Below are 26,055 nucleotides of genomic sequence, written 5' to 3' on the forward strand. Positions count from 1 at the left end.
GCGGATTCATCCACACCCCGTCGGCGCACACGTCGCGCAGTGACTAGCGTGAGCGGATGGACCTTCGCCTCCGCCCTCTCGTCCTCTCGTTGACGCTCGTGGGAGTGCTGCTCGGCGCGACCGCCTGCATCCCACTCCCGAGTCCGCGAGATGCCGAGAGCGTCGCCACTCCCGGGCCGACCACCGAGGAGTCGCCGACCGAGGGGTCGTCGTCCGCGGCACCCGACGACGACACCGACGCCGACGAGCTGGGCGACGCGTTCGCCGAACGCGAGGAGTTCTTCCGCGCCCAGCAACTGCCGATGGACGGTACGCCCCTGGTCGCGGTGACGCCCGCGCAGAAGCAGTTCATCGCCGAGCAGCGCGCGTACGTCGAGGGACAGGGGGCTTCCTGGTCGGCGCAAGACGAGAGCATCACGCTCGCCTTGGCGGCCGACGCGTGCGAGACCGCCATCCTCAGCGCGCACGAAGTCGATGCGACCACCCTGCAGACCCACGTCGACACGTCTCCGCTGTTCGCCGCAATCCTGCCGAAAGACACCGACGCCGCGACGCGGGCCGCGGGCGAGCGCAACGTCGCCAGCGTCATGATCTTCGGAACGTCGTTCCTCTGCCCCGACGACGCCCCCGCGTGGCAGGCGGCGTATCTCGAGGTCTACGGCGGCTGACGCCGGCCGCCGGAGCGATCGATCACACCGGGCGAGCGGACGATCGCGATGCGACGGCCGCTCAGCGCACCTGGCGCACCGAGAACTGCAGGCGCGGGTGCGCGTACGCCTCCTGCGACTCGATGAGACGCAGCTCGCGCGAGCCCGACTCGTAGGTGTTGGTGAGCAGGTCGAAGACGCTCGACGCCGTGCGCGCGAGCGCGTCGGCCGCGTCGCCCCCGCTGCGGCGGTAATGCGCGGTGAACAGGGCGGCCGTGACATCGCCCGAGCCGTTGGCCTTCATCGGGATGAGCGGGGTCTGCACGATCCACGCGCCGTTGTCGTCGACGACCATCATCTCGATCGTGTCGGCTTCGCGGTCGGGGCGCTCGACGCTGGTGACGAGGATCGTGCGCGGACCGCGGTCGCGCAGTGCGTCGGCCGAGTCCAGCGTCGAGTCGATGCTGCCGGGCTCGGTGCCGGTGAGGAAACCGAGCTCGAACTGGTTGGGGGTGAGGATGTCGGCGACGGGCACCACGCGCTCGCGCAGCAGCTCGGGGATGGCCGGTGCCACGAAGCAGCCCGACTTGGCGTTGCCCATGACGGGGTCGCAGGCGTACACGGCATCCGGATTCGCCCGCTTGACCCGCGCGACGGTGTCGATGATGACGTCGGCGATGCCCTCGCCGCCCTGATAGCCCGAGAGCACCACGTCGATCTCGGGGAACACCCCGCGGTCCTCGATGCCGGCGATCACCGCGGCCACGTCGTCGGGCGCGATGAGGGGTCCGCGCCACGCGCCGTATCCGGTGTGGTTCGAGAAGTTGACCGTGTAGACCGGCAGGACCTCGACGCCGATGCGCTGCAGGGGGAAGACGGCGGCGGAGTTGCCGACGTGCCCGTACGCGACGGCCGACTGGATCGAAAGCACCTTCATGTGTCGATCCTCCCACTTCGCGCCCGCGCGGGGAGCACGCCCGCCGACAGTGTGCCCGCGGCGATCGCGATGTCGTCGGCGAGGGAGTCGGCCAAGTCCGCGTCGAGGTCGTGCACGGTCAGACGCAGGAACGATCCCGCGTGCTCGGGCGCGAGGAAGAACGGGTCGCCCTCGCGCACGAGCCAGCCGCGCCGCATGAGCTCCTCGCGCACGGCGGCTGCGGGAACGGGGAGCGGAACCCAGAGGTTCAGGCCGTCGCCCGGGCTCACCGCCAGCCCGCGCGCACTCAGCGCTTCGGCGAAGGCCGCGTTGCGGTGCGCATAGTGCGCAGCCGCCCGTTCGATGCCGGCGCGCACGGCCTCGTCGGTGACGAGCGCGAGGGTCATGCGCTGCAGCAGGTGGCTGACCCAGGTGGTGCCGGGGGTCAGGCGCACGGCGAGGCCGTCGGCGGTGTCGACGTCGGATGCCGTGACCGCCAGGCACGTGTCGGGTCCGAGGAACTTCGACATCGAACGGATACGCGCCCACCGGCGCTGACCCGGGCCGATCACCGAATGCAATGCCGCCCGCGACAGCAGCGAGAAGTGGTCGTCCTCGATGACGAGCACGTACGGATGCTCGGCGAGCACCGCACGGAGGGCCGCCGCGCGCTCCGCGGTGAGGCTGGCCCCCGTGGGGTTGTGCGCGCGAGGCGTGCAGATGACCGCGCGCACCCCCGCCTGGAGTGCGACGCGGAGCCCCTCCACGGTCATGCCCTCGGCATCCACCGCCACGGGCACCGCGCGATACCCGCCGGTGCGCACGGTGTGCAACGCCGACAGGAAACAGGGGTCTTCGAGGGCGACGGCGTCGTCGCGCTGCAGGGACTGGGCCAGCAGGCGTTCGATCGCGTCGCTCGCACCGCTGGTAACGGTGATGCGCAGTTCGTCGTGGGGAAGCTGGTCGGCCATCCACTCGCGCGCCCAGGCCTCGAGGCCCGGGTCGATGACCGGTTCGCCGTACAGCACGGGTCGGGTCGAGCGCGCGAGGGCCGCGGTGGGGTCGGGGATGCGCCCGGGGGCGGGGTTTCCCGTGCCGACGTCGCGCAGCACGGTGTCGGGCGCGTACCCCTCTTGAGCGACGGCGGCGCGGTCGACGACCCGCGTGCCGCCCCGGCCACGCGCCTCGACGAGGCCGGCTTGCGCGAGCTGACGGTAGGCGGCGACGACGGTGTTGCGATTGACCCCGAGGTCGGCGGCCACGGCTCGCACCGACGGCAGCAGGGTGCCGGGGGCGAGCTCCCCGCGCTCGATGCGCGTGCGCAGGTCCGCGGCGATTCCGGATGCCGACCGGCCGGTCATGTCGATGGTCATACGCCCCCCTGGGTCGGCGTCCAGCCTATGTCCTGAGCCATGCTACGTTTTGGCCTAAGTCAATGAACGCGCCCCGAAGGGCGGAACGGAGTGGACATGACCGACACCGGAACCTCCCGCGTCAAGCGCGGTCTCGCCGAGATGCTCAAGGGCGGCGTCATCATGGACGTCGTCACGGCCGACCAGGCCCGCATCGCCGAAGACGCCGGCGCCGTCGCCGTCATGGCGCTCGAGCGCGTGCCCGCCGACATCCGGGCCCAGGGCGGCGTGGCGCGCATGAGCGATCCCGACCTGATCGACGACATCATCGCGTCGGTGTCGATTCCCGTCATGGCCAAGGCCCGCATCGGCCACTTCGTCGAGGCGCAGATCCTGCAGGAGCTCGGGGTCGACTACATCGACGAGTCCGAGGTGCTCTCGCCCGCCGACTACGTGAACCACATCGACAAGTACGACTTCACCGTGCCGTTCGTCTGCGGCGCCACCAACCTGGGCGAGGCGCTCCGCCGCATCACCGAGGGTGCCGCGATGATCCGCTCGAAGGGCGAGGCCGGCACCGGCGACGTCTCGGAGGCGACCAAGCACATCCGCACCATCCGCGGCGAGATCAACGCCCTGCGCGCCAAGACCAAGGACGAGCTGTACGTCGCCGCCAAGGAGCTGCAGGCCCCCTACGACCTCGTCGCCGAGATCGCCGAGACCGGAAAGCTGCCCGTCGTGCTCTTCACCGCCGGGGGAGTGGCCACCCCGGCCGACGCCGCCATGATGATGCAGCTCGGCGCCGACGGTGTCTTCGTGGGCTCCGGCATCTTCAAGTCGGGCAACCCCGCCCAGCGCGCCGCGGCCATCGTCAAGGCCACCACCTTCCACGACGACCCCAAGATCGTCGCCGAGGCGTCGCGCGGGCTCGGCGAGGCGATGGTCGGCATCAACGTGTCGGATCTGGCCGCCCCGCACCGACTCTCCGAGCGTGGCTGGTAGTCCCCGCGTCGGCGTCCTCGCCCTGCAAGGCGACGTGCGGGAGCACCTCGCCGCGCTGACGGCCCTCGGCGCCGACGCCCGTCCGGTGCGTCGGCCCGAGGAGCTCGCCGCAGTGGAGGGACTCGTCCTTCCCGGCGGCGAGTCCAGCGTCATCGACAAGCTGGCCCGCGCGTTCGGGATGCAGGCGCCGATCCGCGCGGCGATCTCCGACGGCATGCCGATGTACGGCACGTGCGCGGGCCTGATCCTGCTCGCCGATCGCCTCGACGGCGCGATCGAGGGCCAGCAGACCTTCGGCGGCCTCGACGCCCGCGTCGCGCGCAACGTCTTCGGCAGCCAGACCGCCTCGTTCGAGACCGACCTCGAGGTCCCCGCCCTCGGCGCCCCTCCCGTGCACGCCGTCTTCATCCGCGCCCCCGCGGTCGTCGAGTGGGGTCCGGATGCCGAGCCCCTCGCCGCGCTTCCCGACGGACGCGTCGTCGCGATCGAACAGGGCTCGCTCCTGGGCACCGCCTTTCACCCGGAGTCGACCGGGGAGCTGCGCTTCCACCGTCGCTTCCTGGATCGCGTTCGCGCCCGACGCGGTGCGGGCGCGCCCGCGCTCTAGACTGGAACGCATGTCCGGACACTCCAAATGGGCCACGACCAAGCACAAGAAGGCGGTCATCGACTCCCGCCGCGCCAAGTCGTGGGCCAAGCTCATCAAGAACATCGAGGTCGCGGCGAAGCTCGGTGGGGCCGACATGCAGGGCAACCCGACGCTGTTCGACGCGGTGCTGAAGGCCAAGAAGACCTCGGTCCCCAAAGACAACATCGACCGTGCGATCAAGCGCGGCGCCGGGATCGGCGGCGAGGCCGTCGAGTACGCCTCGATCCTGTACGAAGGCTACGGACCCAACGGCGTGGCGTTCCTGATCGAGTGTCTGACCGACAACAAGAACCGCGCCGCGGCCGAGGTGCGCACCGCCCTCAGCCGTAACGGCGGCACCCTCGCCGACCCGGGCAGCGTCGCCTACAACTTCGCTCGTAAGGGCGTCATCGTCGTTCCCTCCGAGGGCACCAGCGAAGACGACGTCATGCTCGCCGTGCTCGAGGCCGGCGCCGAAGAGGTCGAGCCCCACGGCGAAGGCTTCGGCGTCATCACCGAGGCGAGCGACCTCGTGTCGGTACGAAGCGCCCTGCAGGACGCCGGGATCGAGTACGACTCGGCCGACGTCGAGTTCGTCCCCTCGCTCAAGGTCGAGGTCGACGCCGACACCGCCCGCAAGGTGTTCCGCCTCATCGACGCGCTCGAAGACAGCGACGACGTGCAGAACGTCTACACGAACTTCGACCTCAGCGCCGAGGTGCAGGCCGAGCTCGAGAACGACGAGTAAGGGCGCGCCCTCGTTTGCGACACGGCTCCTGCGCTTAGCGTGGGGGCCGTGTCCCGTTCCCTCCGCGTCCTCGGCATCGACCCCGGCCTGACCCGCTGCGGCATCGGCGTCGTCGACGTCTCGCCCACCCGCGCGGCGTCGCTCGTGCACGTGGGCGTCGTGCGGTCCGCGCCGACCGATCCGATCGAGAAGCGCCTGGCGGCTATCGCCGCGGGGATCCGCGAGGTGCTGCACGCGCACGATCCTCACGTCGTCGCCGTCGAGCGCGTCTTCGCACAGAACAACCGCCACTCGGTCATGGGCACCGCCCAGGCCAGCGGCATCGCCCTGCTGCTGGCCGCCGAACACGGCATCCCGGCAGCCACCCACACCCCCAGCGAGGTGAAGGCCGCGGTCACGGGGTACGGCGCCGCCGACAAGCTGCAGGTGCAGACGATGGTCGCCCGCGTGCTGCGCCTGGACGCCCTGCCACAGCCCGCCGATGCCGCCGACGCCCTGGCGATCGCCCTCTGCCACGCGTGGCGCGGGGGAGCGGCATCCCCCGCGGACGACTCGGCACTCACCCCCGCGCAGCGCGCCTGGCGCGACGCCGAGAAGCGACGCACGCCCCCCACGCGTGTCGCTCGAACACATGTACGAACCGCGCCCTAGGCTCGGAGGATGATCTCCTCGCTGCACGGTTCGGCGGCCCACGTCGCCGACGATTCACTGGTCATCGTGGTCGGCGGCGTCGGCTTCTCGGTGGCCGTGACCTCCCAGCTCGCCCGCACCGTGCACATCGGCGACGACGTGCACCTGCACACGAACCTCATCGTGCGTGAAGACGCGCTCTCGCTGTTCGGCTTCGAGTCCCGCGAGGAGCTGACGGTGTTCACCCAGCTGATCGGCGTCACCGGGGTGGGTCCCAAGTCGGCGCTCGGCGTACTGTCGTCGCTCACCGTGCCGCAGATCGCGCAGGCGGTCGCAGACGACGACGACGCCCCGTTCCGTCGCGTGTCGGGCATCGGCCCGAAGACCGCGAAGCTCATCGTCGTGCAGCTCGCCGGCAAGCTCGCCGTGGTCGCCGCCGCCGCCCCCGCGGTCGCCTCGGTCCGCGGCGCCGTGCCCGCGCAGGTGACGCAGGCGCTCATCGGTCTGGGCTGGACGGAGCGGACCGCCGCCGAAGCCGTGGCATCCGTCGCCGAGAACGCCTCCGAGGCCGACCGCGCGTCGGTGCAGGCGCTGTTGCGCCTCACCCTCGCCCTGCTCGGCCCCGCGCGCAAGGAGCCGGTGAGTGGCTGACGTGCGCGACGCCGGCACGCCCGACGACGAGATCGAGCTCGCGATCGAGGGCGCCCTGCGCCCCACCTCGCTCGCCGAGTTCGTCGGCCAGCAGAAGGTGCGCGGGCAGCTGCAACTGCTGCTCGACGCCGCCCGCATCCAGCAGCGCTCGCCCGACCACATCCTGCTGTCGGGCCCCCCGGGTCTCGGCAAGACGACGCTCGCCATGATCGTCGCGCACGAGAGCGGACGCCCGCTGCGTCTGTCGAGCGGACCGGCGATCCAGCACGCGGGAGACCTGGCGGCCCTGCTGTCGTCGCTCACCCCCGGCGAAGTGCTCTTCATCGACGAGATCCATCGCATGGCGCGCTCGGCCGAAGAGATGCTGTACCTCGCGATGGAGGACTTCCGCATCGACATCATGGTCGGCAAGGGCGCGGGCGCGACGAGCATCCCGCTCGATCTCGCCCCCTTCACCCTCGTCGGGGCGACGACACGCGCGGGGCTCCTCCCCAACCCCCTCCGCGACCGCTTCGGTTTCACCGCGCACTTGGAGTACTACGAACCCGAGGAGCTCGAGCGGGTCGTGTCCCGATCGGCATCCATGCTCGACGTGGGCCTGCCCGGCACCTCTCGGTCCGAGATCGCCCGTCGCTCGCGCGGGACGCCCCGCATCGCCAACCGCCTTCTGCGCCGCGTGCGGGACTACCTCGTCGTGTACGGCCCCTCCGACGGCGCCGCCGAGGGAGACGCCGACGTGCGGACGGTGGGCGCCGCCCTCGACCTGTACGACGTGGATGCCATCGGACTCGACCGCCTGGACCGCGCGGTGCTTGACGCGCTCGTCCGCCGCTTCCGCGGGGGACCGGTGGGGCTGAGCACCCTCGCCGTCGCCGTCGGCGAGGAGCCCGAAACCATCGAGTCGGTGGTCGAGCCGTACCTCGTGCGCATCGGTTTCATGGGGCGCACGCCCCGCGGACGCGTCGCCACCCCCGAGGCGTACGACCACCTCGGTGCTCCCCACCCCGACGGCGTCCTCCGGTTCAGCCAGGGGTCATGACCTATACTCGGCGAGGGATTCCCCGACCCCCGCTAGGCAGTGCCGCACGGCGCGCCTGAATTGAAAGGTGCACCGCCTCGATGGATATCGCCCGGTTCTTCGCCGATTACGGCATCATCATCCTGCTCATCGGCCTGCTGGTCTTCATGTTCTACAGCTCGCGCCGTCGGATGAAGAAGCAGAAGGCCGACATCGAGCAGAAGGCACGCGAGACCGTTCCCGGCGCCGAGGTCCTCCTTCAGGGCGGCCTGTACGGCACCATCGTCGAGTACGACGGTGAAGACCTCGACAAGCCCGCGCACGTCGAGATCGCTCCCGGCGTCGTGATCAAGGTGCACAGCCAGGCCGTGCTCCGCATCGTCAACCCGGCCGAGGGCTTCGTGACCGAAGACGACTTCATCGACGCCGAAGAGGCCGAGGCCGAGTACATCGCCGGTGTCGCCGACGGCGACATCACCTCGATCAGCGACGACCGCCGCGCCGCGCGTCAGGACGAGCACACCGAGGCCGGTCTCACCGAGGCCGAGCGTGCCGACAAGGACCGCCCGCAGGCCTGACGCCCTCACCGGCCCCTTCCTCGTTCACCGCCGCACAGAAAGCCGACTCCGTGGCGCCCTCGACTCCTGTCCGTCATGCCTGGCGCGTGTTGACCGGATTGCTCGCCATCACCGGCGTGCTCTTCGGCATCAACGCGCTGGGCGTGTACGCCTTCTCCGCAAGTTCCTGGACCCCCGAGCTCGCGCTCGACCTCCAGGGCGGCACGCAGATCATCCTGCAGGCCCAGACCACCGACGGGGCCAACCCCGACAGCGAACAGCTGCAACAGGCCGTCTCGATCATCCGCCAGCGCGTCGACGCCTCGGGCGTGAGCGAGGCCGACGTGGCCACCGAGGGCGGCCGCAACATCGTCGTGCAGATCCCGGGCGAGGCCGACGAGGCCACCCGCGAACGGATCCAGAGCTCGGCTCAGCTGCAGCTGCGCCCGGTGCTGTTCACCGGCTCGCCGGCCACGACGTTCGTCGGCCAGGACGGCAACACCACGCCGTACCCGACGCCCGACCCGTCGCTGCCCGCGACCCCGACCGCGTCGCCCACCAACGGCAGCGACCCCGCGTGGATCACCCCGGCGCTGCAGGCGCAGTTCCTCTCGTACGACTGCGCGAACCCGCCGAGCAACCCCGCGCAGGCTCCCGCCGATCAGCCCATGATCACGTGCGGTCAGGGCGATTCGACCAAGTACATCCTCGGTCCCGTCGAGCTCGACGGCACCGACATCTCCAACGCCACCAACGGCCAGGAGCAGAACACCGGCCAGTGGGCCGTCAACCTCGTCTTCAACGACCAGGGCACGCAGACCTTCGCGGAGATCAGCCAGCGCCTCTACGGCGCTCAGGCCCCGCTCAACCAGTTCGCCTTCGTGCTCGACGGCAGCGTGCTGTCGGCGCCGTCGATGAACGGCATCATCGTCGACGGCCGCCCGAGCATCACGGGAAGCTTCACGCAGGAGTCGTCGAAGGCCCTCGCCGACCAGCTCAAGTACGGCGCCCTGCCGCTGAGCTTCCAGGTGGTCAGCTCCGACACCGTGTCGGCGACCCTGGGTTCGCAGCAGCTCCAGGTGGGCTTCATCGCCGGTCTGATCGGTCTGGGCCTCGTCGCGATCTACTCCCTGATCGTGTACCGGGCCCTCGGCACGGTGATCATCGCCTCGCTCGGCGTGATGGCGGTGCTGACCTATCTCGCCCTGTGCATCCTGGCGTGGCGGGCCGGCTTCCGCCTGTCGCTCGCCGGTGTGGCCGGTCTGATCGTGACGATCGGCTTCACGGCCGACTCGTTCATCGTCTACTTCGAACGCATCCGCGACGAGCTGCGCGACGGCAAGTCGATCACGGCCGCCGTCGAAGACGGATGGTCGCGCGCCAAGCGCACCATCTACATCTCGAAGTCGATCAACATCCTCGCCGCCGTCGTGCTGTACATCCTGGCCGACTCCACGGTGAAGGGCTTCGCGTTCACGCTGGGGCTCACCACCGCGATCGACATCCTGATCTTCATCCTGTTCACCCACCCCGTGATGCAGTTGTTGGCACGTACCCGGTTCTTCGGGTCGGGACACCCCCTGTCGGGCATGGACCCGCACGCGCTGGGCGCCGTCTACCGCGGCCGCGCCGAGTTCCGTGCTCCCGTCGCCGACGCCGGCCGTGCGAAGCGCTCGCGCGGTGAGGCCCAGCGCCGCCAGACGATCGCCGAACGCAAGCAGGCCGAACTCGCCGCCGCGCGCAGCGATAGCCGCTCGACGAAAGAGGGAGACGTCTGATGCGCTCCATGACGCAGCTCGGCAACGACCTCTACTCCGGGAAGACCTCGTTCCCGTTCGTTCAGCGCCGTCGCCTCTGGTTCATCATCGCCGCCGTGCTGGTGATCGGCGCGGCCCTCGTGCCGCTCATCCGCCCGGTGCAGTTCTCGATCGAGTTCACCGGCGGCTCGCAGTTCACGGTGTCGAACCCGGCCTCGTTCGACCAGTCGCTCGCCACCGACGCCGTGACCTCGGTCGTGCCCGGTGCGAGCACGCGCGTCAGCACCATCAGCGACCAGGCCGTGCGCGTGCAGACCGACCAGATGGACAACGACGAGACCCAGGCGGTGGCCGCAGCCCTGGCCTCCGCCTACGGCGTCGATGCGTCCGAGATCACGAACTCGTTCATCGGACCCACCTGGGGCAACGACGTCACGCGCCAGTCGCTGTGGGGTCTGTCGATTTTCCTCGCGCTGACCTTCCTCATCCTCGCGCTGTACTTCCGCACGTGGAAGATGTCGGTCGCCGCCATCATCGGCCTCGTCGACGTGCTCGTCATCACGATCGGCGTGTACGCGCTCTTCGGCTTCGAGATCTCGCCGGCCGCCGTCATCGGCTTCCTGACGATCCTCTCGTACGCGCTGTACGACACCACCGTCGTCTTCGACAAGGTGAGAGAGAACACCCGGGATGACGGCGAGATCTCCGGCCGCACGTTCGCGGAGTCGGTCAACCTCGCCGCGAACCAGACGTTGATCCGATCGATCAACACCACGGTGGTCGCCATTCTCCCCGTCGGCGCCATCCTCTTCATCGGCGTGCCGCTGGGCGCGCGCACCCTGAGCGACATCTCGCTGTCGATCTTCGTCGGCACGATCGTCGCGGCGTACTCGACGCTGTTCGTCGCCGTTCCGATGTATGCCCTCCTGCGTGAGAAGGAGAAGCCGATCGCCGAGCGCGATGCCCGCGTCGTGGCCGCACGCGAGAAGGCGGGCGTCCCGGCCTGACGCCGGGGCCCCGCCCCGCGGGGCGTAGACTTGATCGACTGGCCGTGAGGAAGAGGTGGCGATGACCGAGACCGCGTCGTCCACGCCGCCCCCGTCGTCACTGCGCCGCCTGGTGCCGCGCATCTTCTCGCGCGCCGCCCGCCGCGACGACGTCGACAAGCTGCTGCGCACCGTCCGCACGCACCACCCCAAGGGCGATCTCGCGATCGTCGAACGGGCCTACGCGGTCGCCGACAAGGCGCACGACGGACAGAAGCGCCAGAGCGGCGAGCCCTACATCACCCACCCGTTGGCGGTGGCGCAGATCCTCGCCGAGCTGGGTCTGGGGCCCAAGGCGATCGCGGCGGCGCTTCTGCACGACACCGTCGAAGACACCGGCTACCCCCTCGACGAACTCGCCGCCGACTTCGGCGATGAGGTGGCCATGCTCGTCGACGGCGTCACCAAGCTCGACAAGGTCAAGTACGGCGACAGTGCCCAGGCCGAGACGGTGCGCAAGATGATCGTCGCGATGTCGAAAGACATCCGCGTGCTGCTCATCAAGCTCGCCGACCGCCTGCACAACGCGCGCACCTGGGGCTTCGTCCCCCCGCACAAGGCCGCGAAGAAGGCGACTGAGACGCTCGAGATCTACGCCCCGCTGGCACATCGTCTCGGCATCCAGGCCATCAAGAGCGAGCTCGAAGACCTCTCGTTCGCGGTGATGCACCCGAAGCTCTACGCCGAGATCGAGAGCCTGGTGAGACAGCGCACTCCGCAGCGCGAGCAGTACGTGCAGAACGTCATCGACTCCGTCGACGCCGACCTACGCGAACTGCGGGTACGCGGCCGGGTCATGGGGCGACCCAAACAGCTCTACTCGGTGTACCAGAAGATGGTCGTGCGCGGGCGCGAGTTCGACGACATCTACGACCTCATCGGCATCCGCATCCTCGTCGGCACGGTGCGCGACTGCTACGCCGTGCTCGGTGCGATCCACGCGCGGTGGACGCCGCTGCCGGGGCGCTTCAAGGACTACATCGCCACTCCCAAGTTCAACCTGTACCAGTCGCTGCACACGACGGTGCTCGGACCGGGTGGCCGCACGGTCGAGATCCAGATCCGCACGCACGAGATGCACCAGCAGGCCGAGTTCGGTGTCGCGGCCCACTGGAAGTACAAAGAGCGCATGGCCGGCGGCAAGACGGATGCCAAGGCCGTCGACGCCGACATGGCATGGATCGCGCACATCTCGGACTGGCAGGCAGAGACCGCCGACCCGGGGGAGTTCCTCGACTCGCTGCGGTTCGAGATCGGCGCGAAAGAGGTCTACGTCTTCACGCCGAAGGGGCGCGTCGTGGGTCTGCCCACGGGGGCGACGCCCGTCGACTTCGCGTACGCCGTGCACACCGAGATCGGCCACCGCACCATGGGGGCGAAGGTCAACGGTCGCCTGGTGCCCCTCGAGTCGGCCCTGCAGAGCGGCGATGTGGTCGAGGTCTTCACGTCGAAGAACCCCGACGCCGGCCCCAGCCAGGACTGGCTCGGCTTCGTCAAGAGCACCCGCGCGCGCAACAAGATCCGCGGGTGGTTCACGAAGGAACGTCGCGAAGAGGCCATCGAGCAGGGCAAGGACTCCATCGCCCGCGCCATGCGCCGGCAGAACCTTCCCCTGCAGCGTCTGATGAGCCAGGACTCGTTCACCGAGGTCGCGCGGCTCTTCCACTACGAAGACGTCTCGGCGCTGTACGCCGCGGTCGGCGAGGGTCACGTCTCGACCCAGTCGGTGATCGAGAAGGTCACAGCTCTGGTCAACGTCGAGGAGTCGAACACCGGCCCCATCGACATCCCCGTCGGACGCAGCCGGGCCCCGCGCGGTGGCGACTCGGGAGTGCTCGTGCGCGGCGCGCCCGACATCCTGGTCAAGTTGGCCAAGTGCTGCACCCCCGTGCCGGGTGATCAGATCGTCGGCTTCGTGACGCGCGGCAGCGGCGTCTCGGTGCACCGCGGCGACTGCACGAACGTGAAGTCGCTCAAGGAAGAGCCCGATCGACTCATCGAGGTCGAGTGGGCGCCGACCTCGAAGAGCGTGTTCCTCGTGCAGATCCAGGTCGAGGCCCTCGATCGCTCGGGCCTGCTCAGCGACGTCACGCGGGTGCTCAGCGAGCACCACGTCAACATCCTCTCGGCCACCGTGTCGACGACGAACGACCGACTCGCGCTCAGCAAGTTCGTGTTCGAGATGGGCGACACCGTGCATCTGGATCGGGTGCTGAACGCGGTGCGCCGCATCGATGCGGTCTACGACGTCTACCGCGTCACGTCTTCCTGAGGGGCGACGCGGTCCTCGTCCGCGCCGGCACGGGCGATCGCCGTGACCCGTGACCCCGGGCGACCGTCGAGCATCTCGCGGCTCCGCGAGATGGGCTGCTCATCGTCGCCGGGCTCTGCTGCTCCGCGTGCGTACCGCAGCGCGTCGACGGCTCGCCGACCGTAGGGGAAGCGCGGGTGCGCCCGCAGCCAGAGCGTCGCTGCGGCGGCGATCCTCGGCTCCTCGGCGGCCCACGCGCAGGCCACGGCTCGCTCGGCGGCGTCGCCGGAGCGAGCGAGATCGATCAGGGTGCGCGCCGGCGTGGTGACGTGAACCCCCGCGACGGTGACGACGTCGGCCGCCCCGAGACGCACCTCGTGATACTGCGCGCGGGCGGTTCCCCGCACGATGTGGCGTATCGCGCTCACCCGTTGCGCGTGGTGGCGGGTCGGCTCGACGGTCTGTCCACCGTGTATCCACGCCGCGCTCGCGCGTACCGCCGCCCAGCGATCTCCGAGGAGCGGACGGAGGCTTCGCGCACGCATCCACGGGCTCTCGACGGCATCGGCGGGCATGAACCCCTCGCCCAGGGCGACCAGGATGCCGTCGAGGCACGCGGCCGTGAGCTCGGCCAGGGCCATGCGCTCGTCGGCGAAGAACAGGAAGGGCGACACCATCCCGTCAGTGTGACGCGAGGGTGTCGCCCTTTCTGTTGACCGTAGAGATCTGTGGAGAACCCGCTCAGCCGCCGAGGGCGCGCAGCCAGGTCCGTCGCGCTTCGAGGGCCTCGGACGCCTGAGCCGCCGCGCGCTTGTCGCCGCGCGCGGTGGCGTCGGCGAGCTCGGCCTCGAGCTTGTCGATCGCGTCGGACAGCTGGCGCGTCATGTCGTTGGCACGCGCCTTCTGCTCGGGATCGTTGCGCTTCCAGTCGGCGTCTTCGCGGGTGCGCACGCTCTGCTCGATCTTGCGCAGGTCGTCGTCGAGGGCGCGTTCCTTGTCGCGCGGGAACACGCGACCGATCTCGTCCCACTGGCGCTGGATGGCGGTGAGCTTCTGTCGCGCGGTGGCGAGGTTCTTCTCGTCGACGAGCGGAGCCGCCTCGGCGAGGAGCACCTTCTTCTGCTCGATCTTCTCTTTCGAGGCCTCGGTCTCGGCGGACTCCCGCTCGATGCGAGCGCCGTACAGGGCGTCACCGGCGGCTTTGAAACGCGCCCACAGAGCGTCGTCGACCTTGCGGCCGGCGCGGCCCGAAGCCTTCCACGCGTCGAGCAGGTCGCGGTAGGCGCCGATGCCGTCCTCGCCGCGCGGGGCCAGGGCCTCGGCGCGCTCGACGAGACGCGTCTTGGCGTCGCGCGCGACCTTGTGGGTGTCGTCGAGCTGCGAGAAGTACTCGCGGCGGTGGCGGTCGACCGTGGCGCGGGCGTCGCGGAACCGGCGCCACAGCTGCTGCGCGGTCGACTTCGACAGGCGGGGCCCGTTCTGCTGGTGGGCCTGCCAGCGGTCGAAGAGCGCCGCCATATCGGCGGTCATCTGCTTCCACTGCACGGTCTGCGGGTCGCGGGCGGCCAGGGCCTCGGCCTGCTCGACGATGGCCGTGCGCTCGCGCACGGCTTCGTCGACGGCCTCCTTCGCGGCGGCCGCCTCGGTCTCGCTGGCTTCGGCGAGCTGCGACGTGAGGGCGTCGAGGCGCGCGACCAGGGCGGCGAGGTCGCCGACCGCGGCGGCGCCGTCGAGCTTGCCGCGCACCGTCTTGGCCGTCGAGCGCAGATCGCCGGCCGACGCACCGCCGCGGCGGTGGCGCACCTCGAGCAGGGTCACCTCGCTCGCGAGGTCGGAGTACTTGCGCTCGAAGTAGGCCAGTGCTTCGGCGGGCGTGCCGTCGGGGTACTGTCCCACGGCGCGCCAGTCGTCACCCTCGCGCACCGAGACGGTGCCGTCGTCGTCGACGCGGCCCCACGGCTCGGTGGGCGCGCTCGACGCGGGGGCGCCGGCAGGCTTCGAGGGAACGGGGGCACCCGGGCGCGGACGAGCCATGGGGGTGGCGGCGGGACGCGGCGACGGCGCCGGCGTGCGAGGCGCGGAGGGCTCCTCCGACTGTTCGGCGGCGGCAGGCTCGTCGGCACCGGGTTCGTCAGCGCTGGGCTCATCGGCACTGGGCTCATCGCCGTCGGTCGCGGCGGGGGTGCCGAACGCGGCGTCGACCGCGTCGGCATCGGGGGCTGCGTCGTCCGTGTCATCGGATGCCGCGGACGGGTCCACGTCGGGGACGGAGTCGGCGCCGTGGTCGTCGGAGGCGACGGGCGAGTCGACACCGGGCGAATCGGCACCGGGTGAATCGGCACCGGGCGCGGAATCGGCCTCGGCGGCCGTCGCGCCCTCGGGCGCGGCGGTGGGTTCGACCTCGGCATCACTCGCGCCGTCGCGCGGGTCGGAGGTCTCGGGGGTGGGAGCGGAAGTCACGGGTAGCACCTCATCGCGGCAGAACCGCCTGGGGGAGTAGGACTCTCCGAGCCTAGTACGGGCCGCACCCACGGAACAGGATGCCGCCCCGGCTCACTCCGTCGGCACCGGTGCGGGCGTCTCGGGAATGGCCGTCGGCGCCGGGGTGGTCGGCGCATCGGTGACGGCGGGCACGGGTGCGCCCGGACCCGCGACGAAGTAGAACGTCTGAGCGGCCCCGGCACCGAGGATGACCGCGAGTCCGACGACGATGCCGATCACGGTGTCGCGGCGACGCCGACGCCCCTGGCGTTCGTGCAGCTCGAGGCGCGCCTGGTAGACCCGCGCGCGCTCGCGCTGCTCCCTTGTCTGACGGTCTTTCCCCCGCGTCACCACATCGACCTCCTCGCGCTCGGACGCCTCGATCCTACGCACGGGCCCCACGGACCGAGGTGCCGGCGGTCGTCCGGCGGCCTCCGACGAGAGCGGCGGGGACCGCTGCTCGCTCCGGTGTCGGAGGCCCCGGTTAGCCTGGAGCAGTGACCCGTGCCTCTGCCCTCTTCCAGGGCTCAACCCCGCTCGCGGTGCGAATGCGACCCGTCAGCCTCGATGAGGTCGCCGGCCAGGGTCACCTGCTGCGCCCCGGCTCTCCGCTGGTCACCCTCGCGACCACCGACTCCTCGGCATCCGTCTCGGCGGTGTCGGTCATCCTCTGGGGTCCTCCCGGAACGGGCAAGACCACGCTGGCACAGGCCATCGCGCGCTCGTCGGGGCGTCGTTTCGTCGAGCTGTCGGCGATCACCGCGGGTGTGAAGGACGTTCGCGAGGTCATGCAAGAGGCGCTGACGCAGCGCGACCTGTACGGGCAGTCGACCATCCTCTTCCTCGACGAGATCCACCGGTTCACGAAGGCCCAGCAGGACGCCCTGCTCCCGGGAGTCGAGAACGGGTGGGTCGTGCTCATCGCCGCGACGACCGAGAACCCCTCGTTCTCGGTGATCTCCCCGCTGCTCTCGCGCTCCCTGCTGCTGACGCTGCGCCCCCTGGGCGACGACGACCTCGGCGCCCTCGTCGATCGGGCGGTGACCGACCCGCGCGGACTCGCGGGGCGCGTCGTGCTCGACGACGAGGCCCGCGCCACGCTGGTGCGCCTGGCATCGGGCGACGCCCGTCGCGCCTTGACCGCCCTCGAGGCCGCCGCCGCGGTCGCCGGTGACGACGGCGGGGTCGCCGCGCCGGTGGCCACCCGTGCCGCCGACGGCGATGACGATGACGACGACGACGAATCGGATGCCGGGACAGACGACCCCTCGCGTCCCGCCGACGATCTGCCGGTCATCACCGCCGACCACATCGCCCAGGCCGTCGATCGCGCTCTGCTGAGATACGACCGTCAGGGCGACGAGCACTACGACGTGATCAGCGCGTTCATCAAGTCGGTGCGCGGCTCCGACCCCGACGCCGCGATCCACTACCTCGCCCGCATGATCGAAGCGGGGGAGGACCCGCGCTTCATCGCCCGACGCCTCGTCATCTCGGCCGCCGAAGACATCGGCATGGCCGACCCGCAGGCCCTGCAGATCGCCGTCGCCGCGGCCGACGCCGTGGCGTTCATCGGCATGCCCGAAGGGCGCATCCCGCTCGCCGAGGCGACCGTGTACCTCGCGACCACGGCCAAGTCGAACGCCGCGTACAACGCCATCAATGCGGCGATCGCCGATGTGCGCGCCGGCGGTTTCGGACGCGTCCCGATGCACCTGCGCGACGCCCACTACCCGGGCGCCAAGCGCCTGGGCCACGGCAAGGGATACAAGTACGCCCACGACAGCGAGATCGGCATCGTGACGCAGCAGTACCTGCCCGACGAGCTGCGGGGCAAGCGTTACTACGAGCCCACGAACCACGGCACCGAGCGCGATGTCTCGGCACGGCTCGAGAAGATCCGCCGCATCCTCGACGGGCAGTGACACCCGCGCAGGGGTCTCGCCGAGTGCTCTGATAGCATGAACCGGCTCGAAACAGGGTTTTCGGGCATCCCCTCCTTCCAGTGATCACCTTCCGGTGCGCCCCGGCGTGCGCTTCGGATCGGGCGGAAGGGGGCGATACGCCCGCGAGCCGCGAAAGGCGCGGCCGCGTCATCGGAAGGAGCACTTCGTGACCACGAAGTCTCAGGACCGCCGTAAGGTGCGTCTGTCGCGAGCCCTCGGCATCGCGCTCACCCCCAAGGCCGCCCGCTACCTCGAGAAGCGTCCCTACGCTCCGGGTGAGCACGGTCGCACCAAGCGCAAGGCCGACAGCGACTACGCCGTTCGTCTGCGCGAGAAGCAGCGTCTGCGCGAGCAGTACGGCATCCGCGAGAAGCAGCTGCGCATCGCGTTCAACGAGGCCCGTCGCACCGACGGCCTGACCGGTGAGAACCTGGTCGAGCTGCTCGAAATGCGTCTGGATGCCCTCGTCGTGCGCGCGGGCTTCGCCCGCACCACCGCGCAGGCTCGCCAGCTCGTCGTGCACCGCCACATCATGGTCGATGGCCAGCTCGTGGACCGCCCGTCGTTCCGCGTCAAGCCGAACCAGATGATCCACGTCAAGACCAAGAGCGAGGGCCTCGAGCCCTTCCAGGTCGCCGCCGCCGGTGGGCACGCCGAAGTGCTGCCCCCCGTTCCGGGCTACATCGAGGTCGACCTGGCGACGCTGCAGGCTCGCCTGCTCCGTCGCCCCAAGCGCGCCGAGGTGCCCGTCACGTGTGACGTGCAGCTCGTCGTCGAGTACTACGCCGCCCGCTGATCTCAGCGAGCTGAAGGGCGCCGGGTTCTCCCGGCGCCCTTCTTTCGTTCTGACCGCGCTCCCCGCTCACCGCCCGATCGCCCTCGGATGCCGGAGGGCACGGCATTCATCGATCCCTCTTTCGCGGCGGACAGGGGTGGTCGCCTACGATGAGGGATGCCGCGACCGCGGCGTCGTATCGAGGAAGAAGTGGTGATCGTGAGAAGCCTCGTCTGGTTCGCCCTGGGCATCGTCGGCGGATTCGTCGCCGCCCACATGGTCAACAAGGACCCCCGCGGGCAGGAAGTCCTCGCCCAGCTCGACTCGCGCATCGGCGAGTTCACCGATCACATGAGCGACGCGTACCGCCAGCAGGAGACGCGTCTGTCGGAGATCATCGACGACGTCAAGAGCGTGGCATCCACGGCGGTCGACAAGACAGCGGACGCCGTCGACGACGCCGCAGCGGCTGCCAAGAAAGCCGCTTCGCCCTCCGACTGACCTCCCCGGCATCGGGTTCCGCGTGTCGGGGCCGATTCCTCACGCGCACGGAAAGACCCGCCATGAAAACCGCCGAGATCGCCCAGCGCTTCCTCGACTTCTTCGAGAAGAAGAATCACACGATCGTCCCGTCGGCCTCGCTCGTCACCGACGACCCGGCCCTGCTCTTCACCGTGGCGGGCATGGTGCCGTTCATCCCGTACCTGAGCGGCGTCGTTCCGCCGCCGTACCCCCGGGCCGCCGACGTGCAGAAGTGCATCCGCACCAACGACATCGAAGAGGTCGGCAAGACCCCCCGCCACGGGACGTTCTTCCAGATGCTCGGCAACTGGTCCTTCGGTGACTACTTCAAAGAGGACGCGATCCGCTTCGCCTGGGAACTGCTGACCTCGCCCGAATCCGAGGGCGGCCTCGCCTTCGACGCGAAAGACCTGTGGGTCACGGTCTACGAAGAAGACGACGAGGCGCACGATCTGTGGCGCTCGCTCACCGACCTGCCCGAGGAGCGCATCCAGCGTCTGGGCAAGGACACGAACTACTGGTCGACCGGTCTTCCCGGTCCCGCCGGCCCCTGCTCCGAGATCTTCTTCGACCGCGGACCCGCGTACGGCATCGACGGCGGCCCCGCCACCGACGACGACCGCTACGTCGAGATCTGGAACCTCGTGTTCATGCAGTACGAGATCACCAACGTGCGCTCGAAGTACGACTTCGACATCGTCGGCGAGCTCCCCGCCAAGAACATCGACACCGGCATGGGCCTGGAGCGCATCGCGTTCCTCAAGCAGGGCGTCGACAACATGTACGAGACCGACCAGGTGCGCCCCGTGCTCGACCTGGCAGCCAAGCTGGCCGGCAAGGCCTACGGCCACGAGTCGCACGAGGACGACGTTCGCCTGCGCATCGTCGCCGACCACGTGCGTTCCTCGCTCATGCTGCTCGCCGACGGCGTCACGCCCTCGAACGAGGGCCGCGGGTACATCCTGCGTCGCATCATGCGCCGCGCCATCCGCTCGATGCGCCTGCTGGGCGTCGAGGGTGCGACCTTCCCCGAGCTGTTCGCCGCCTCGCGCGATGCGATGAAGGAGTCCTACCCCGAGGTCGGCACCGACTACGCGCGCCTCTCGGCCTACGCGATCGCCGAGGAGCAGACGTTCCTGCGCACGCTGGCCGCCGGCTCGGCGATCCTCGATCAGTCCGTCGTCGAGGCGAAGAACGACGGGGGCACGACGCTGTCGGGCTCGGAGGCCTTCCTCCTGCACGACACCTACGGCTTCCCGATCGACCTGACGCTCGAGATCGCCGAAGAAGCCGGCCTGTCCGTCGACCGCGCCGCTTTCGACGAGCTCATGCTCGAGCAGCGCACCCGCGCCAAGGCCGATGCCCGCGCCCGCAAGGGAACGATCGCCGACCAGAGCGCCTACCGCGAGTTCCGCGCGCTCGGCGAGACGGTGTTCACCGGCTACACCGAACTGCAGACGGAGTCGACGGTGCTCGGCATCCTGATCGACGGCCGCGGCACCGACCGCGCCGCCGAGGGGCAGATCGCCGAGATCATCACCGCCGAGACGGCTCTGTACGCCGAGTCGGGTGGCCAGGTCGCCGACAAGGGCGTGATCGTCGGCCCCGGGTACGAGCTCGAGGTGCTCGACGTGCAGCGTCCCGTTCCGGGCCTCGTCAGCCACACCGTCGAGGTCAGCACCGGCGAGGTGTCGGTGGGGGCGCGCGCCACGACCGTCGTCGACGCCCTCAACCGCCACTCGGCGCAGCAGGCGCACACCGCCACCCACCTCGTGCACGCCGCGATCCGCGACACGCTCGGCAAGAGCGCCACCCAGACCGGTTCGCTCAACCGCGCGGGCTACATGCGCTTCGACTTCAGCTGGGGCGCCGCGCTGTCTCCCGAGACGCGCACCGAGATCGAGGACATCGCCAACAACGCCGTCCGCGACAACCTCGAGGTCACCACGCGCGTGATGTCGCTCGACGAGGCGAAGGCCGCGGGTGCCATGGCGCTGTTCGGTGAGAAGTACGGCGACACGGTGCGCATGGTCGACGTCGGCGGACCGTGGTCGCGCGAGCTCTGCGGTGGCACGCACGTCGCCCGCAGCTCCGAGATCGGCCTGGTCAACCTGGTGGGGGAGCAGTCCGTCGGTGCCTCCAACCGCCGCGTCGAGGCGCTCGTCGGGCTCGACGCGTTCCGCGATCTCGCCGCCGAGCGGGCGATCGTGTCGCAGCTGAGCTCGAGCCTGAAGACGCCGCGCGAACAGCTCACCACCCGCATCGCCGACCTCGCGGCCAGCCTCAAGGCCGCCGAGAAGAAGATCGCCGCGTTCGAGGCTCAGGCCCTGAGCGGGCGTCTGCCGCAGCTCGTCGAGTCGGCCGTCGCGGTCGGCGCCGTGCGGGTCGTCGCCCAGAGCCTCGGCGAGGGGGCCTCGGCCGACGATGTGCGCTCGCTCGCCCTGCAGGTGCGCGATCGGCTGGGGTCCGACCCCGCCGTCGTGGCTCTCGCCTCGGTCGCCGGCGGGCGCGCCACGGTGGTCGTCGTCACCAACGAGGGCGCGCGCGAGCGCGGCCTCGCCGCGGGTGCCCTCGCCAAGAACGCCGCGGGCGTGCTCGGCGGTGGAGGTGGCGGACGCCCCGACGTCGCCCAGGGCGGCGGAACGGACGCCGCGGCCCTGCCGACGGCGCTCGAGGGCATCGTCACCGACGTGCGGGCGACCGCCGCGTGACGGGATTCCGGCGCGGTATCCGCCTGGGGATCGACGTCGGGCGCGCCCGGGTGGGCGTGGCCCGCTCGGACCCCGACGGCGTGCTCGCCGTGCCCGTCGAGACCGTGCCGCGAAAGGGTGAGCCGGTGCGGCGGATCGTCGAGCTCGCGGCGGAGTACGAGGCGTTCGAGGTGCTGGTCGGCCTGCCGCTGAACCTCCGGGGCGACGACACCCCGTCGACGACCGACGCCCGCGCGTTCGCCGCCGCCCTCGCCGAGGCGTTGACGATGCCGGTGCGCCTGGTCGACGAGCGTCTGAGCACGGTGTCGGCGCACGGCGTCCTGCGAGAGGCAGGCCGTTCCCAGCGAGCGTCTCGTAGCATTGTGGATCAAGTCGCCGCCGTGGTGCTGCTGCAGCAGGCGCTCGACGTGGAGCGACAGTCCGGCGAGCCGGCCGGACCCACCGTCTCACCGGGACAGGAGCCCGCCTGACATGCCCGAGAACCAGCCTCCCGAGAACGATCCGTTCGCTGATCTGTACGGGCGCCTTCCCGACCCGCGCACGGGCGCACGCCCGTCTGCCGCCTCGACGCCGGACGGTGCCGAGGGAGAGACCCTCTCGCCGCGCCGCGCCGCCCGCGAGGCCCGCCGCGCCGCGACCGGTCCCACCGCCACCTCGGCGGCGGACTCGAACGTGTCGGAAGCCCCCGCGCAGGGCGATTCGACCGTCGGGGACACCGCCGCGCCGTCGTCCCCCGCGCCCGCCGCGGGCGCTCCCGACGCCGCCGCGCGTCCCGTGGACGCCCCGCGATCCGCCGTCGGCGACGACGCGTCACGCCCGGCCGCCGGCGACGCTCCGGCGCCCCGGCCGGCCGTGGCCGCTGCGCGCGATGACGTCTCCGCGCCTCGCGCCGAGGCTCCCCGCCCGACCGCGGCGGCCGAGCCCCCCGTCACACGGCGCTTCGACGCCGCCCGACGCGCCGATGCCCCCGCCGCCACCCCGCGTTCCGCCGAGTCGCCGCGCCGCGCGTCGACCGACGTCCCCGCCGCCCAGCGTCCCGACGCCGCTCGCCGTGCCGAGACGCCCCGGACGACCGAGCCGTCGCGCGACCGCGAGCCCGCTCTCGTCGGCGCCGGCGTCGGTGCGTCGGCCACGTCCGCGTCGCGGGGTCCGGTGGCATCCGGATCACTCGAGGAGCTCTTCACCGGCGAGACCACCACGCACGACATCGGCTCCCCGCCGCCGCGTCCGCCGAAAAAGCGCCGTCGCATCGGCGGCTGGATCGCCCTCGGCGTGGTCCTTCTCCTCCTCGCCGGCATCGTCGGTGGAGGTTTCGCGCTGTGGAACACCTACGGCACGCGCGTGCAGGCGTTCTTCGGCACGAGCGAGCCGATCGAGTTCGACGCCGGTCAGGCGACGGGCGAAGCCCGCATCACGATCGTCGCGGGTGACACCGGCGAGTCGGTCTCGCCGAAGCTCTTCGACGCGGGGATCACCAAGGCCTCGAACTCGCTGTACAAGTACATGCTCGACAACTCCGTCGTCTTCACGTTCCAGCCGGGCATCTACAAGCTCCAGCAGCAGATGACGTCCGAGGCCGTGCTCACGGCGCTCCGCGACCCGGTGAACCGTCTCGACAACTCCGTGCAGCTGCGCGAGGGGCTCACCCTCAACCAGTCGCTCGACCTGATCTCGGAGCAGATCGGCATCCCGCGCGAGGAGCTCACCGCCGCGGCCGCCGATCCCTCGCAGTACGGCGTTCCCGCCGGCACCCTCGAGGGCTGGATCTTCCCCGCCACGTACGACTTCGACGAGGGCGTCACCGCGAAAGACGTCATCACGCGCATGGTGCAGCGCACCATCCAGTCGCTGGACGCCGCCGGGGTGCCCGAGGCCGATCGGGAGCGCATCCTCACCGTCGCCTCGATCATCGAGCGCGAGGCGCGCAGCAGCGAGGACTTCTATAAGGTCTCGCGCGTGATCGAGAACCGTCTGCAGCCGACGAACCAAGAGACGTTCGGCAAGCTCGAGATGGACTCCACCGTGCAGTACGGTGCGGGCGAGATGGGTAGCGGCTCGGTGAGCACCTCGACCGAGGCGCGCAACTCCGACAACCCGTGGAACACGTACATGTACCCGGGCCTGCCCGTCGGTCCGATCGCGAACCCCGGTGACCTCGCGATCGACGCGGCCATGAAGCCCGCCGACGGTCCGTGGCTGTACTTCGTGACCGTCAACCTCGACACCGGTGAGACGGTCTTCACCTCGACCTACAGCGAGCACGAGAAGGCCGTCGCCCAGTGGCAGGCGTGGTGCGCGGCGAACCCCGACGGCGGATGCTGACCGATCGCACGCGCCTCGCCGTGTGGGGCGACCCGATCGCGCATTCGCGGTCGCCCCGCCTGCACGCGGCGGCCTACGAGGTGCTCGGACTCGACTGGCACTACGGCCGCGAACGGGTGGACGAGGCGGGCTTCCCGGCTGCGCTGAGCGGGCTGGATGCCGACTGGCGCGGCCTCTCGCTCACGATGCCGTTGAAGCACGTCGCCGCTCGCAGTGCCGTCTCGCTCGACGACGACGCCCGACGGACCGGTGCGGTGAACACCTACCTGCTCGACGCCGATGGTCCGCGCGGCTTCAACACCGACGTGGGCGGGCTCGCGCGCGCGCTCGACGAGTTCGGGGTGCGCGCGCCGGGCGTGATCCGCGTGCTCGGTGCGGGAGCGACCGCCACCTCGGCCGTCGTCGCCGCGGCGCGGGCGGGCGCCGGCGTCGTCGAGGTGCGCGCCCGGCGCGTCGAGGCGGCCGCCTCGCTCCGCGCCCTCGGGCCGGAGCTGGGGATCGACGTGCGCGTCCGCGCCCTCGCCGACACCGCCTCGGACGGGGAGCCCGTGGATGCCACGATCGCGGCTCTTCCCGGCGGCACCGATCTCGGACCCCTCGCCGAGGCCCTGGCATCCACGTCGGGACCCCTCGTCGACGTCGTCTACGGCGGCTGGCCCACCCCGCTCGCGCGGGAGTGGGAACGCGCCGGTCGACCCGCCCACGACGGTCTGACGATGCTGCTGCACCAGGCTCTACTGCAGGTCCGCGTCTTCGTCGGCGGCGACCCCTCGCGCTCCGTGGATCGGGAGGACGCCGTCCTGGCCGCGATGCGCACCGCGCTCATGGGAGACTAGGTCCATGCTTCGCGTTCTCACGGCCGGCGAATCCCACGGCCCCGAACTGATCGCCCTCATGGAGGGGATGCCCGCCGGCGTTCCCATCTCGTCCGCGCAGATCCGCGCCGAACTGGCGCGACGCCGACTGGGCTACGGCCGCGGCTCGCGCATGAAGTTCGAAGAAGACGAACTGTCGCTGTCGACGGGCATCGTGCACGGTTTCACCATCGGCAGCCCCATCGCACTCCGCATCGGCAACACCGAGTGGCCGAAGTGGACCGAGGTGATGAGCCCCGAGCCCGTCGAGCTGTCGGACCGCTCGCGCGGACGCGGTGCCGCCCTCACGCGCCCGCGCCCGGGCCACGCCGACCTGGTGGGCATGCAGAAGTACGGCTTCGACGAAGCCCGTCCGATCCTCGAGCGCGCCTCGGCCCGTGAGACCGCCGCCCGCGTGGCGCTCGGCGCGATCGCGCGCTCGTTCCTCGGCGAGCTCGGCATCCGCCTCGTCAGCCACACCCTCTCGATCGGCCCCGTGCGCGTTCCCGACGACGCCGCGCTGCCGACCCCCGACGACGTCGACCTGCTCGACGCCGATCCGCTGCGTTGCTTCCACGCCGACACGAGCGCCGCGATGGTCGCCGAGGTCGACGCCGCGAAGAAGGACGGCGACACGCTCGGCGGCGTCGTCGAGGTGCTCGCCTACGGCCTGCCCCCGGGGCTCGGCTCGCACGTGCAGTGGGACCGGCGCCTCGATGCCAAGCTCGCCCAGGCCATCATGAGCATCCAGGCGATCAAGGGTGTCGAGGTCGGCGACGGTTTCCTCACGACCACGCGCCGCGGTTCGCAGGCACACGACGAGCTGTTCGCCACCGGCGAGGGCATCACGCGTTCGTCGGACCGCGCGGGCGGCACCGAAGGCGGCATGTCGACCGGCACCGTGCTGCGCGTGCGCGCCGGCATGAAGCCGATCGCGACCATCCCCAAGGCCCTGCGCACGGTCGACGTGGCCACCGGTGACACCGCCGCCGCCCACCACCAGCGTTCCGACGTCTGTGCCGTGCCCGCATCGGGTGTCGTGGCCGAGGCGATGGTGGCCATCACCCTCGCGGACTCGGTGCTCGAGAAGTTCGGCGGCGACAACATCGCCGAGACGCGACGCAACCTCGAGACGTACCTGGCCCACCTGCCCGAGACGCTGCGCACCACCGACGCGTCCGACGCCGCGCTGCTCGCGCATGACCTCGCCTGAGGTCGCGCCCGAGCACGCGACGGGCGGC

24 protein-coding genes are annotated in these 26,055 nt (G+C 70.7%); 19 read left to right on the top strand and 5 right to left on the bottom strand.

Annotated elements, in window-relative coordinates; all coding sequences use genetic code 11:
- The first annotated feature begins 56 nt into the window (after nt 1-56).
- A complete protein-coding gene (locus tag ASG45_RS11300; protein ID WP_055837284.1) occupies nt 57-668 on the top strand; it encodes a hypothetical protein in 612 nt (203 codons plus the stop codon).
- A gap of 61 nt (nt 669-729) precedes the next feature.
- Here ASG45_RS11300 and pdxY read toward each other — a convergent pair whose 3' ends face one another.
- Together pdxY and ASG45_RS11310 are read right to left on the bottom strand one after the other, a co-directional pair.
- Nucleotides 730-1,584 (bottom strand): pyridoxal kinase PdxY, encoded by an 855-nt coding sequence (pdxY, locus tag ASG45_RS11305; RefSeq protein WP_055837287.1) that lies wholly within the window; start codon nt 1,582-1,584, stop codon nt 730-732.
- Entirely contained in the window at nt 1,581-2,936 is a 1,356-nt protein-coding gene (locus tag ASG45_RS11310; RefSeq protein WP_055837291.1) for an aminotransferase class I/II-fold pyridoxal phosphate-dependent enzyme, read from the bottom strand. The genes pdxY and ASG45_RS11310 overlap by 4 nt, the downstream gene beginning before the upstream one ends.
- Before the next feature lie 96 nt (nt 2,937-3,032).
- Between ASG45_RS11310 and pdxS the strand changes: the two genes are divergently transcribed.
- From pdxS to ASG45_RS11360, 10 genes are all read left to right on the top strand, one after another.
- Complete coding sequence (pdxS, locus tag ASG45_RS11315) at nt 3,033-3,917, top strand: pyridoxal 5'-phosphate synthase lyase subunit PdxS (protein WP_055837293.1); 885 nt, start codon at nt 3,033-3,035, stop codon at nt 3,915-3,917.
- Nucleotides 3,907-4,524, top strand: coding sequence for a pyridoxal 5'-phosphate synthase glutaminase subunit PdxT (gene pdxT / locus ASG45_RS11320; RefSeq protein WP_082516573.1), 618 nt, complete (start codon nt 3,907-3,909; stop codon nt 4,522-4,524). The genes pdxS and pdxT overlap by 11 nt, the downstream gene beginning before the upstream one ends.
- 10 nt (nt 4,525-4,534) lie before the next feature.
- Nucleotides 4,535-5,293 carry a YebC/PmpR family DNA-binding transcriptional regulator gene (locus ASG45_RS11325; RefSeq protein WP_055837296.1) on the top strand — a complete coding sequence of 253 codons (759 nt, stop codon included), beginning with the start codon at nt 4,535-4,537 and terminating at the stop codon, nt 5,291-5,293.
- Nucleotides 5,294-5,341: 48 nt separating this feature from the next.
- A complete protein-coding gene (gene ruvC, locus ASG45_RS11330) occupies nt 5,342-5,944 on the top strand; it encodes a crossover junction endodeoxyribonuclease RuvC (protein WP_055837300.1) in 603 nt (200 codons plus the stop codon).
- Between the two features lie 9 nt (nt 5,945-5,953).
- The gene (ruvA, locus tag ASG45_RS11335) at nt 5,954-6,574 is read left to right on the top strand and encodes a Holliday junction branch migration protein RuvA (protein ID WP_055837302.1); all 621 of its coding nucleotides are present in this window, start codon (nt 5,954-5,956) and stop codon (nt 6,572-6,574) included.
- Nucleotides 6,567-7,613 carry a Holliday junction branch migration DNA helicase RuvB gene (ruvB, locus tag ASG45_RS11340; RefSeq protein WP_055837305.1) on the top strand — a complete coding sequence of 349 codons (1,047 nt, stop codon included), beginning with the start codon at nt 6,567-6,569 and terminating at the stop codon, nt 7,611-7,613. Before ruvA ends, ruvB begins: the two co-directional genes overlap by 8 nt.
- Before the next feature lie 80 nt (nt 7,614-7,693).
- Nucleotides 7,694-8,170 carry a preprotein translocase subunit YajC gene (locus tag ASG45_RS11345; RefSeq protein WP_055837308.1) on the top strand — a complete coding sequence of 159 codons (477 nt, stop codon included), beginning with the start codon at nt 7,694-7,696 and terminating at the stop codon, nt 8,168-8,170.
- Between the two features lie 50 nt (nt 8,171-8,220).
- Nucleotides 8,221-9,927 (top strand): protein translocase subunit SecD, encoded by a 1,707-nt coding sequence (gene secD, locus ASG45_RS11350; RefSeq protein WP_055837311.1) that lies wholly within the window; start codon nt 8,221-8,223, stop codon nt 9,925-9,927.
- On the top strand, nt 9,927-10,913 hold the full coding sequence (secF, locus tag ASG45_RS11355) for a protein translocase subunit SecF (RefSeq protein ID WP_055837316.1): 987 nt from the start codon (nt 9,927-9,929) through the stop codon (nt 10,911-10,913). The genes secD and secF overlap by 1 nt, the downstream gene beginning before the upstream one ends.
- Nucleotides 10,914-10,974: 61 nt before the next feature.
- Nucleotides 10,975-13,224, top strand: a complete 2,250-nt coding sequence (locus ASG45_RS11360) for a RelA/SpoT family protein (RefSeq protein ID WP_055837319.1) — start codon at nt 10,975-10,977, stop codon at nt 13,222-13,224.
- On the opposite strand, the gene ASG45_RS11365 is transcribed toward ASG45_RS11360, so the two are convergent.
- The 3 genes from ASG45_RS11365 to ASG45_RS11375 form a co-directional block, all read right to left on the bottom strand.
- Nucleotides 13,203-13,880 carry a hypothetical protein gene (locus ASG45_RS11365; protein WP_055837322.1) on the bottom strand — a complete coding sequence of 226 codons (678 nt, stop codon included), beginning with the start codon at nt 13,878-13,880 and terminating at the stop codon, nt 13,203-13,205. The two genes, ASG45_RS11360 and ASG45_RS11365, sit on opposite strands and share 22 nt — an antisense overlap.
- Before the next feature lie 64 nt (nt 13,881-13,944).
- Nucleotides 13,945-15,237 (bottom strand): DUF349 domain-containing protein, encoded by a 1,293-nt coding sequence (locus ASG45_RS11370; RefSeq protein WP_082516590.1) that lies wholly within the window; start codon nt 15,235-15,237, stop codon nt 13,945-13,947.
- 519 nt (nt 15,238-15,756) lie between these two features.
- On the bottom strand, nt 15,757-16,038 hold the full coding sequence (locus ASG45_RS11375) for a hypothetical protein (protein WP_055837924.1): 282 nt from the start codon (nt 16,036-16,038) through the stop codon (nt 15,757-15,759).
- Nucleotides 16,039-16,181: 143 nt separating this feature from the next.
- Here ASG45_RS11375 and ASG45_RS11380 point away from each other — a divergent pair, with 143 nt between their 5' ends.
- From ASG45_RS11380 to aroC, 8 genes are all read left to right on the top strand, one after another.
- On the top strand, nt 16,182-17,609 hold the full coding sequence (locus tag ASG45_RS11380) for a replication-associated recombination protein A (protein ID WP_156459430.1): 1,428 nt from the start codon (nt 16,182-16,184) through the stop codon (nt 17,607-17,609).
- 187 nt (nt 17,610-17,796) lie between these two features.
- Nucleotides 17,797-18,426 carry a 30S ribosomal protein S4 gene (gene rpsD, locus ASG45_RS11385; protein WP_055837326.1) on the top strand — a complete coding sequence of 210 codons (630 nt, stop codon included), beginning with the start codon at nt 17,797-17,799 and terminating at the stop codon, nt 18,424-18,426.
- Between the two features lie 192 nt (nt 18,427-18,618).
- Nucleotides 18,619-18,906 (top strand): ATPase, encoded by a 288-nt coding sequence (locus tag ASG45_RS11390; protein WP_191915104.1) that lies wholly within the window; start codon nt 18,619-18,621, stop codon nt 18,904-18,906.
- 62 nt (nt 18,907-18,968) lie between these two features.
- Nucleotides 18,969-21,638: an alanine--tRNA ligase gene (alaS, locus tag ASG45_RS11395; protein ID WP_055837329.1), complete on the top strand. Its 2,670-nt coding sequence runs from the start codon at nt 18,969-18,971 to the stop codon at nt 21,636-21,638.
- Complete coding sequence (ruvX, locus tag ASG45_RS11400; RefSeq protein ID WP_055837333.1) at nt 21,635-22,108, top strand: Holliday junction resolvase RuvX; 474 nt, start codon at nt 21,635-21,637, stop codon at nt 22,106-22,108. Before alaS ends, ruvX begins: the two co-directional genes overlap by 4 nt.
- A gap of 1 nt (nt 22,109) precedes the next feature.
- Entirely contained in the window at nt 22,110-23,960 is a 1,851-nt protein-coding gene (gene mltG / locus ASG45_RS11405) for an endolytic transglycosylase MltG (RefSeq protein WP_055837336.1), read from the top strand.
- Entirely contained in the window at nt 23,954-24,796 is an 843-nt protein-coding gene (locus tag ASG45_RS11410; protein WP_055837935.1) for a shikimate dehydrogenase family protein, read from the top strand. Before mltG ends, ASG45_RS11410 begins: the two co-directional genes overlap by 7 nt.
- A 4-nt stretch (nt 24,797-24,800) precedes the next feature.
- Nucleotides 24,801-26,027 (top strand): chorismate synthase, encoded by a 1,227-nt coding sequence (gene aroC / locus ASG45_RS11415; RefSeq protein WP_055837339.1) that lies wholly within the window; start codon nt 24,801-24,803, stop codon nt 26,025-26,027.
- The last annotated feature ends 28 nt before the right edge of the window (nt 26,028-26,055 follow it).

Source organism: Microbacterium sp. Leaf436, assembly GCF_001424715.1.
Lineage (GTDB): Bacteria > Actinomycetota > Actinomycetes > Actinomycetales > Microbacteriaceae > Microbacterium.

Bases quoted from the DNA above. Each gene is read 5' to 3' on its own strand.
- mltG (WP_055837336.1), top strand. From the start codon at position 22,110: ATGCCCGAGAACCAGCCTCCCGAGAACGATCCGTTCGCTGATCTGTAC.
- ASG45_RS11345 (WP_055837308.1), top strand. From the start codon at position 7,694: ATGGATATCGCCCGGTTCTTCGCCGATTACGGCATCATCATCCTGCTC.
- ASG45_RS11310 (WP_055837291.1), bottom strand. From the start codon at position 2,936: ATGACCATCGACATGACCGGCCGGTCGGCATCCGGAATCGCCGCGGAC.
- ASG45_RS11360 (WP_055837319.1), top strand. From the start codon at position 10,975: ATGACCGAGACCGCGTCGTCCACGCCGCCCCCGTCGTCACTGCGCCGC.
- pdxS (WP_055837293.1), top strand. From the start codon at position 3,033: ATGACCGACACCGGAACCTCCCGCGTCAAGCGCGGTCTCGCCGAGATG.
- ASG45_RS11365 (WP_055837322.1), bottom strand. From the start codon at position 13,880: ATGGTGTCGCCCTTCCTGTTCTTCGCCGACGAGCGCATGGCCCTGGCC.
- ASG45_RS11370 (WP_082516590.1), bottom strand. From the start codon at position 15,237: ATGGCTCGTCCGCGCCCGGGTGCCCCCGTTCCCTCGAAGCCTGCCGGC.
- ASG45_RS11325 (WP_055837296.1), top strand. From the start codon at position 4,535: ATGTCCGGACACTCCAAATGGGCCACGACCAAGCACAAGAAGGCGGTC.
- pdxY (WP_055837287.1), bottom strand. From the start codon at position 1,584: ATGAAGGTGCTTTCGATCCAGTCGGCCGTCGCGTACGGGCACGTCGGC.
- ruvA (WP_055837302.1), top strand. From the start codon at position 5,954: ATGATCTCCTCGCTGCACGGTTCGGCGGCCCACGTCGCCGACGATTCA.
- secF (WP_055837316.1), top strand. From the start codon at position 9,927: ATGCGCTCCATGACGCAGCTCGGCAACGACCTCTACTCCGGGAAGACC.
- ASG45_RS11300 (WP_055837284.1), top strand. From the start codon at position 57: ATGGACCTTCGCCTCCGCCCTCTCGTCCTCTCGTTGACGCTCGTGGGA.
- alaS (WP_055837329.1), top strand. From the start codon at position 18,969: ATGAAAACCGCCGAGATCGCCCAGCGCTTCCTCGACTTCTTCGAGAAG.
- ASG45_RS11410 (WP_055837935.1), top strand. From the start codon at position 23,954: ATGCTGACCGATCGCACGCGCCTCGCCGTGTGGGGCGACCCGATCGCG.
- aroC (WP_055837339.1), top strand. From the start codon at position 24,801: ATGCTTCGCGTTCTCACGGCCGGCGAATCCCACGGCCCCGAACTGATC.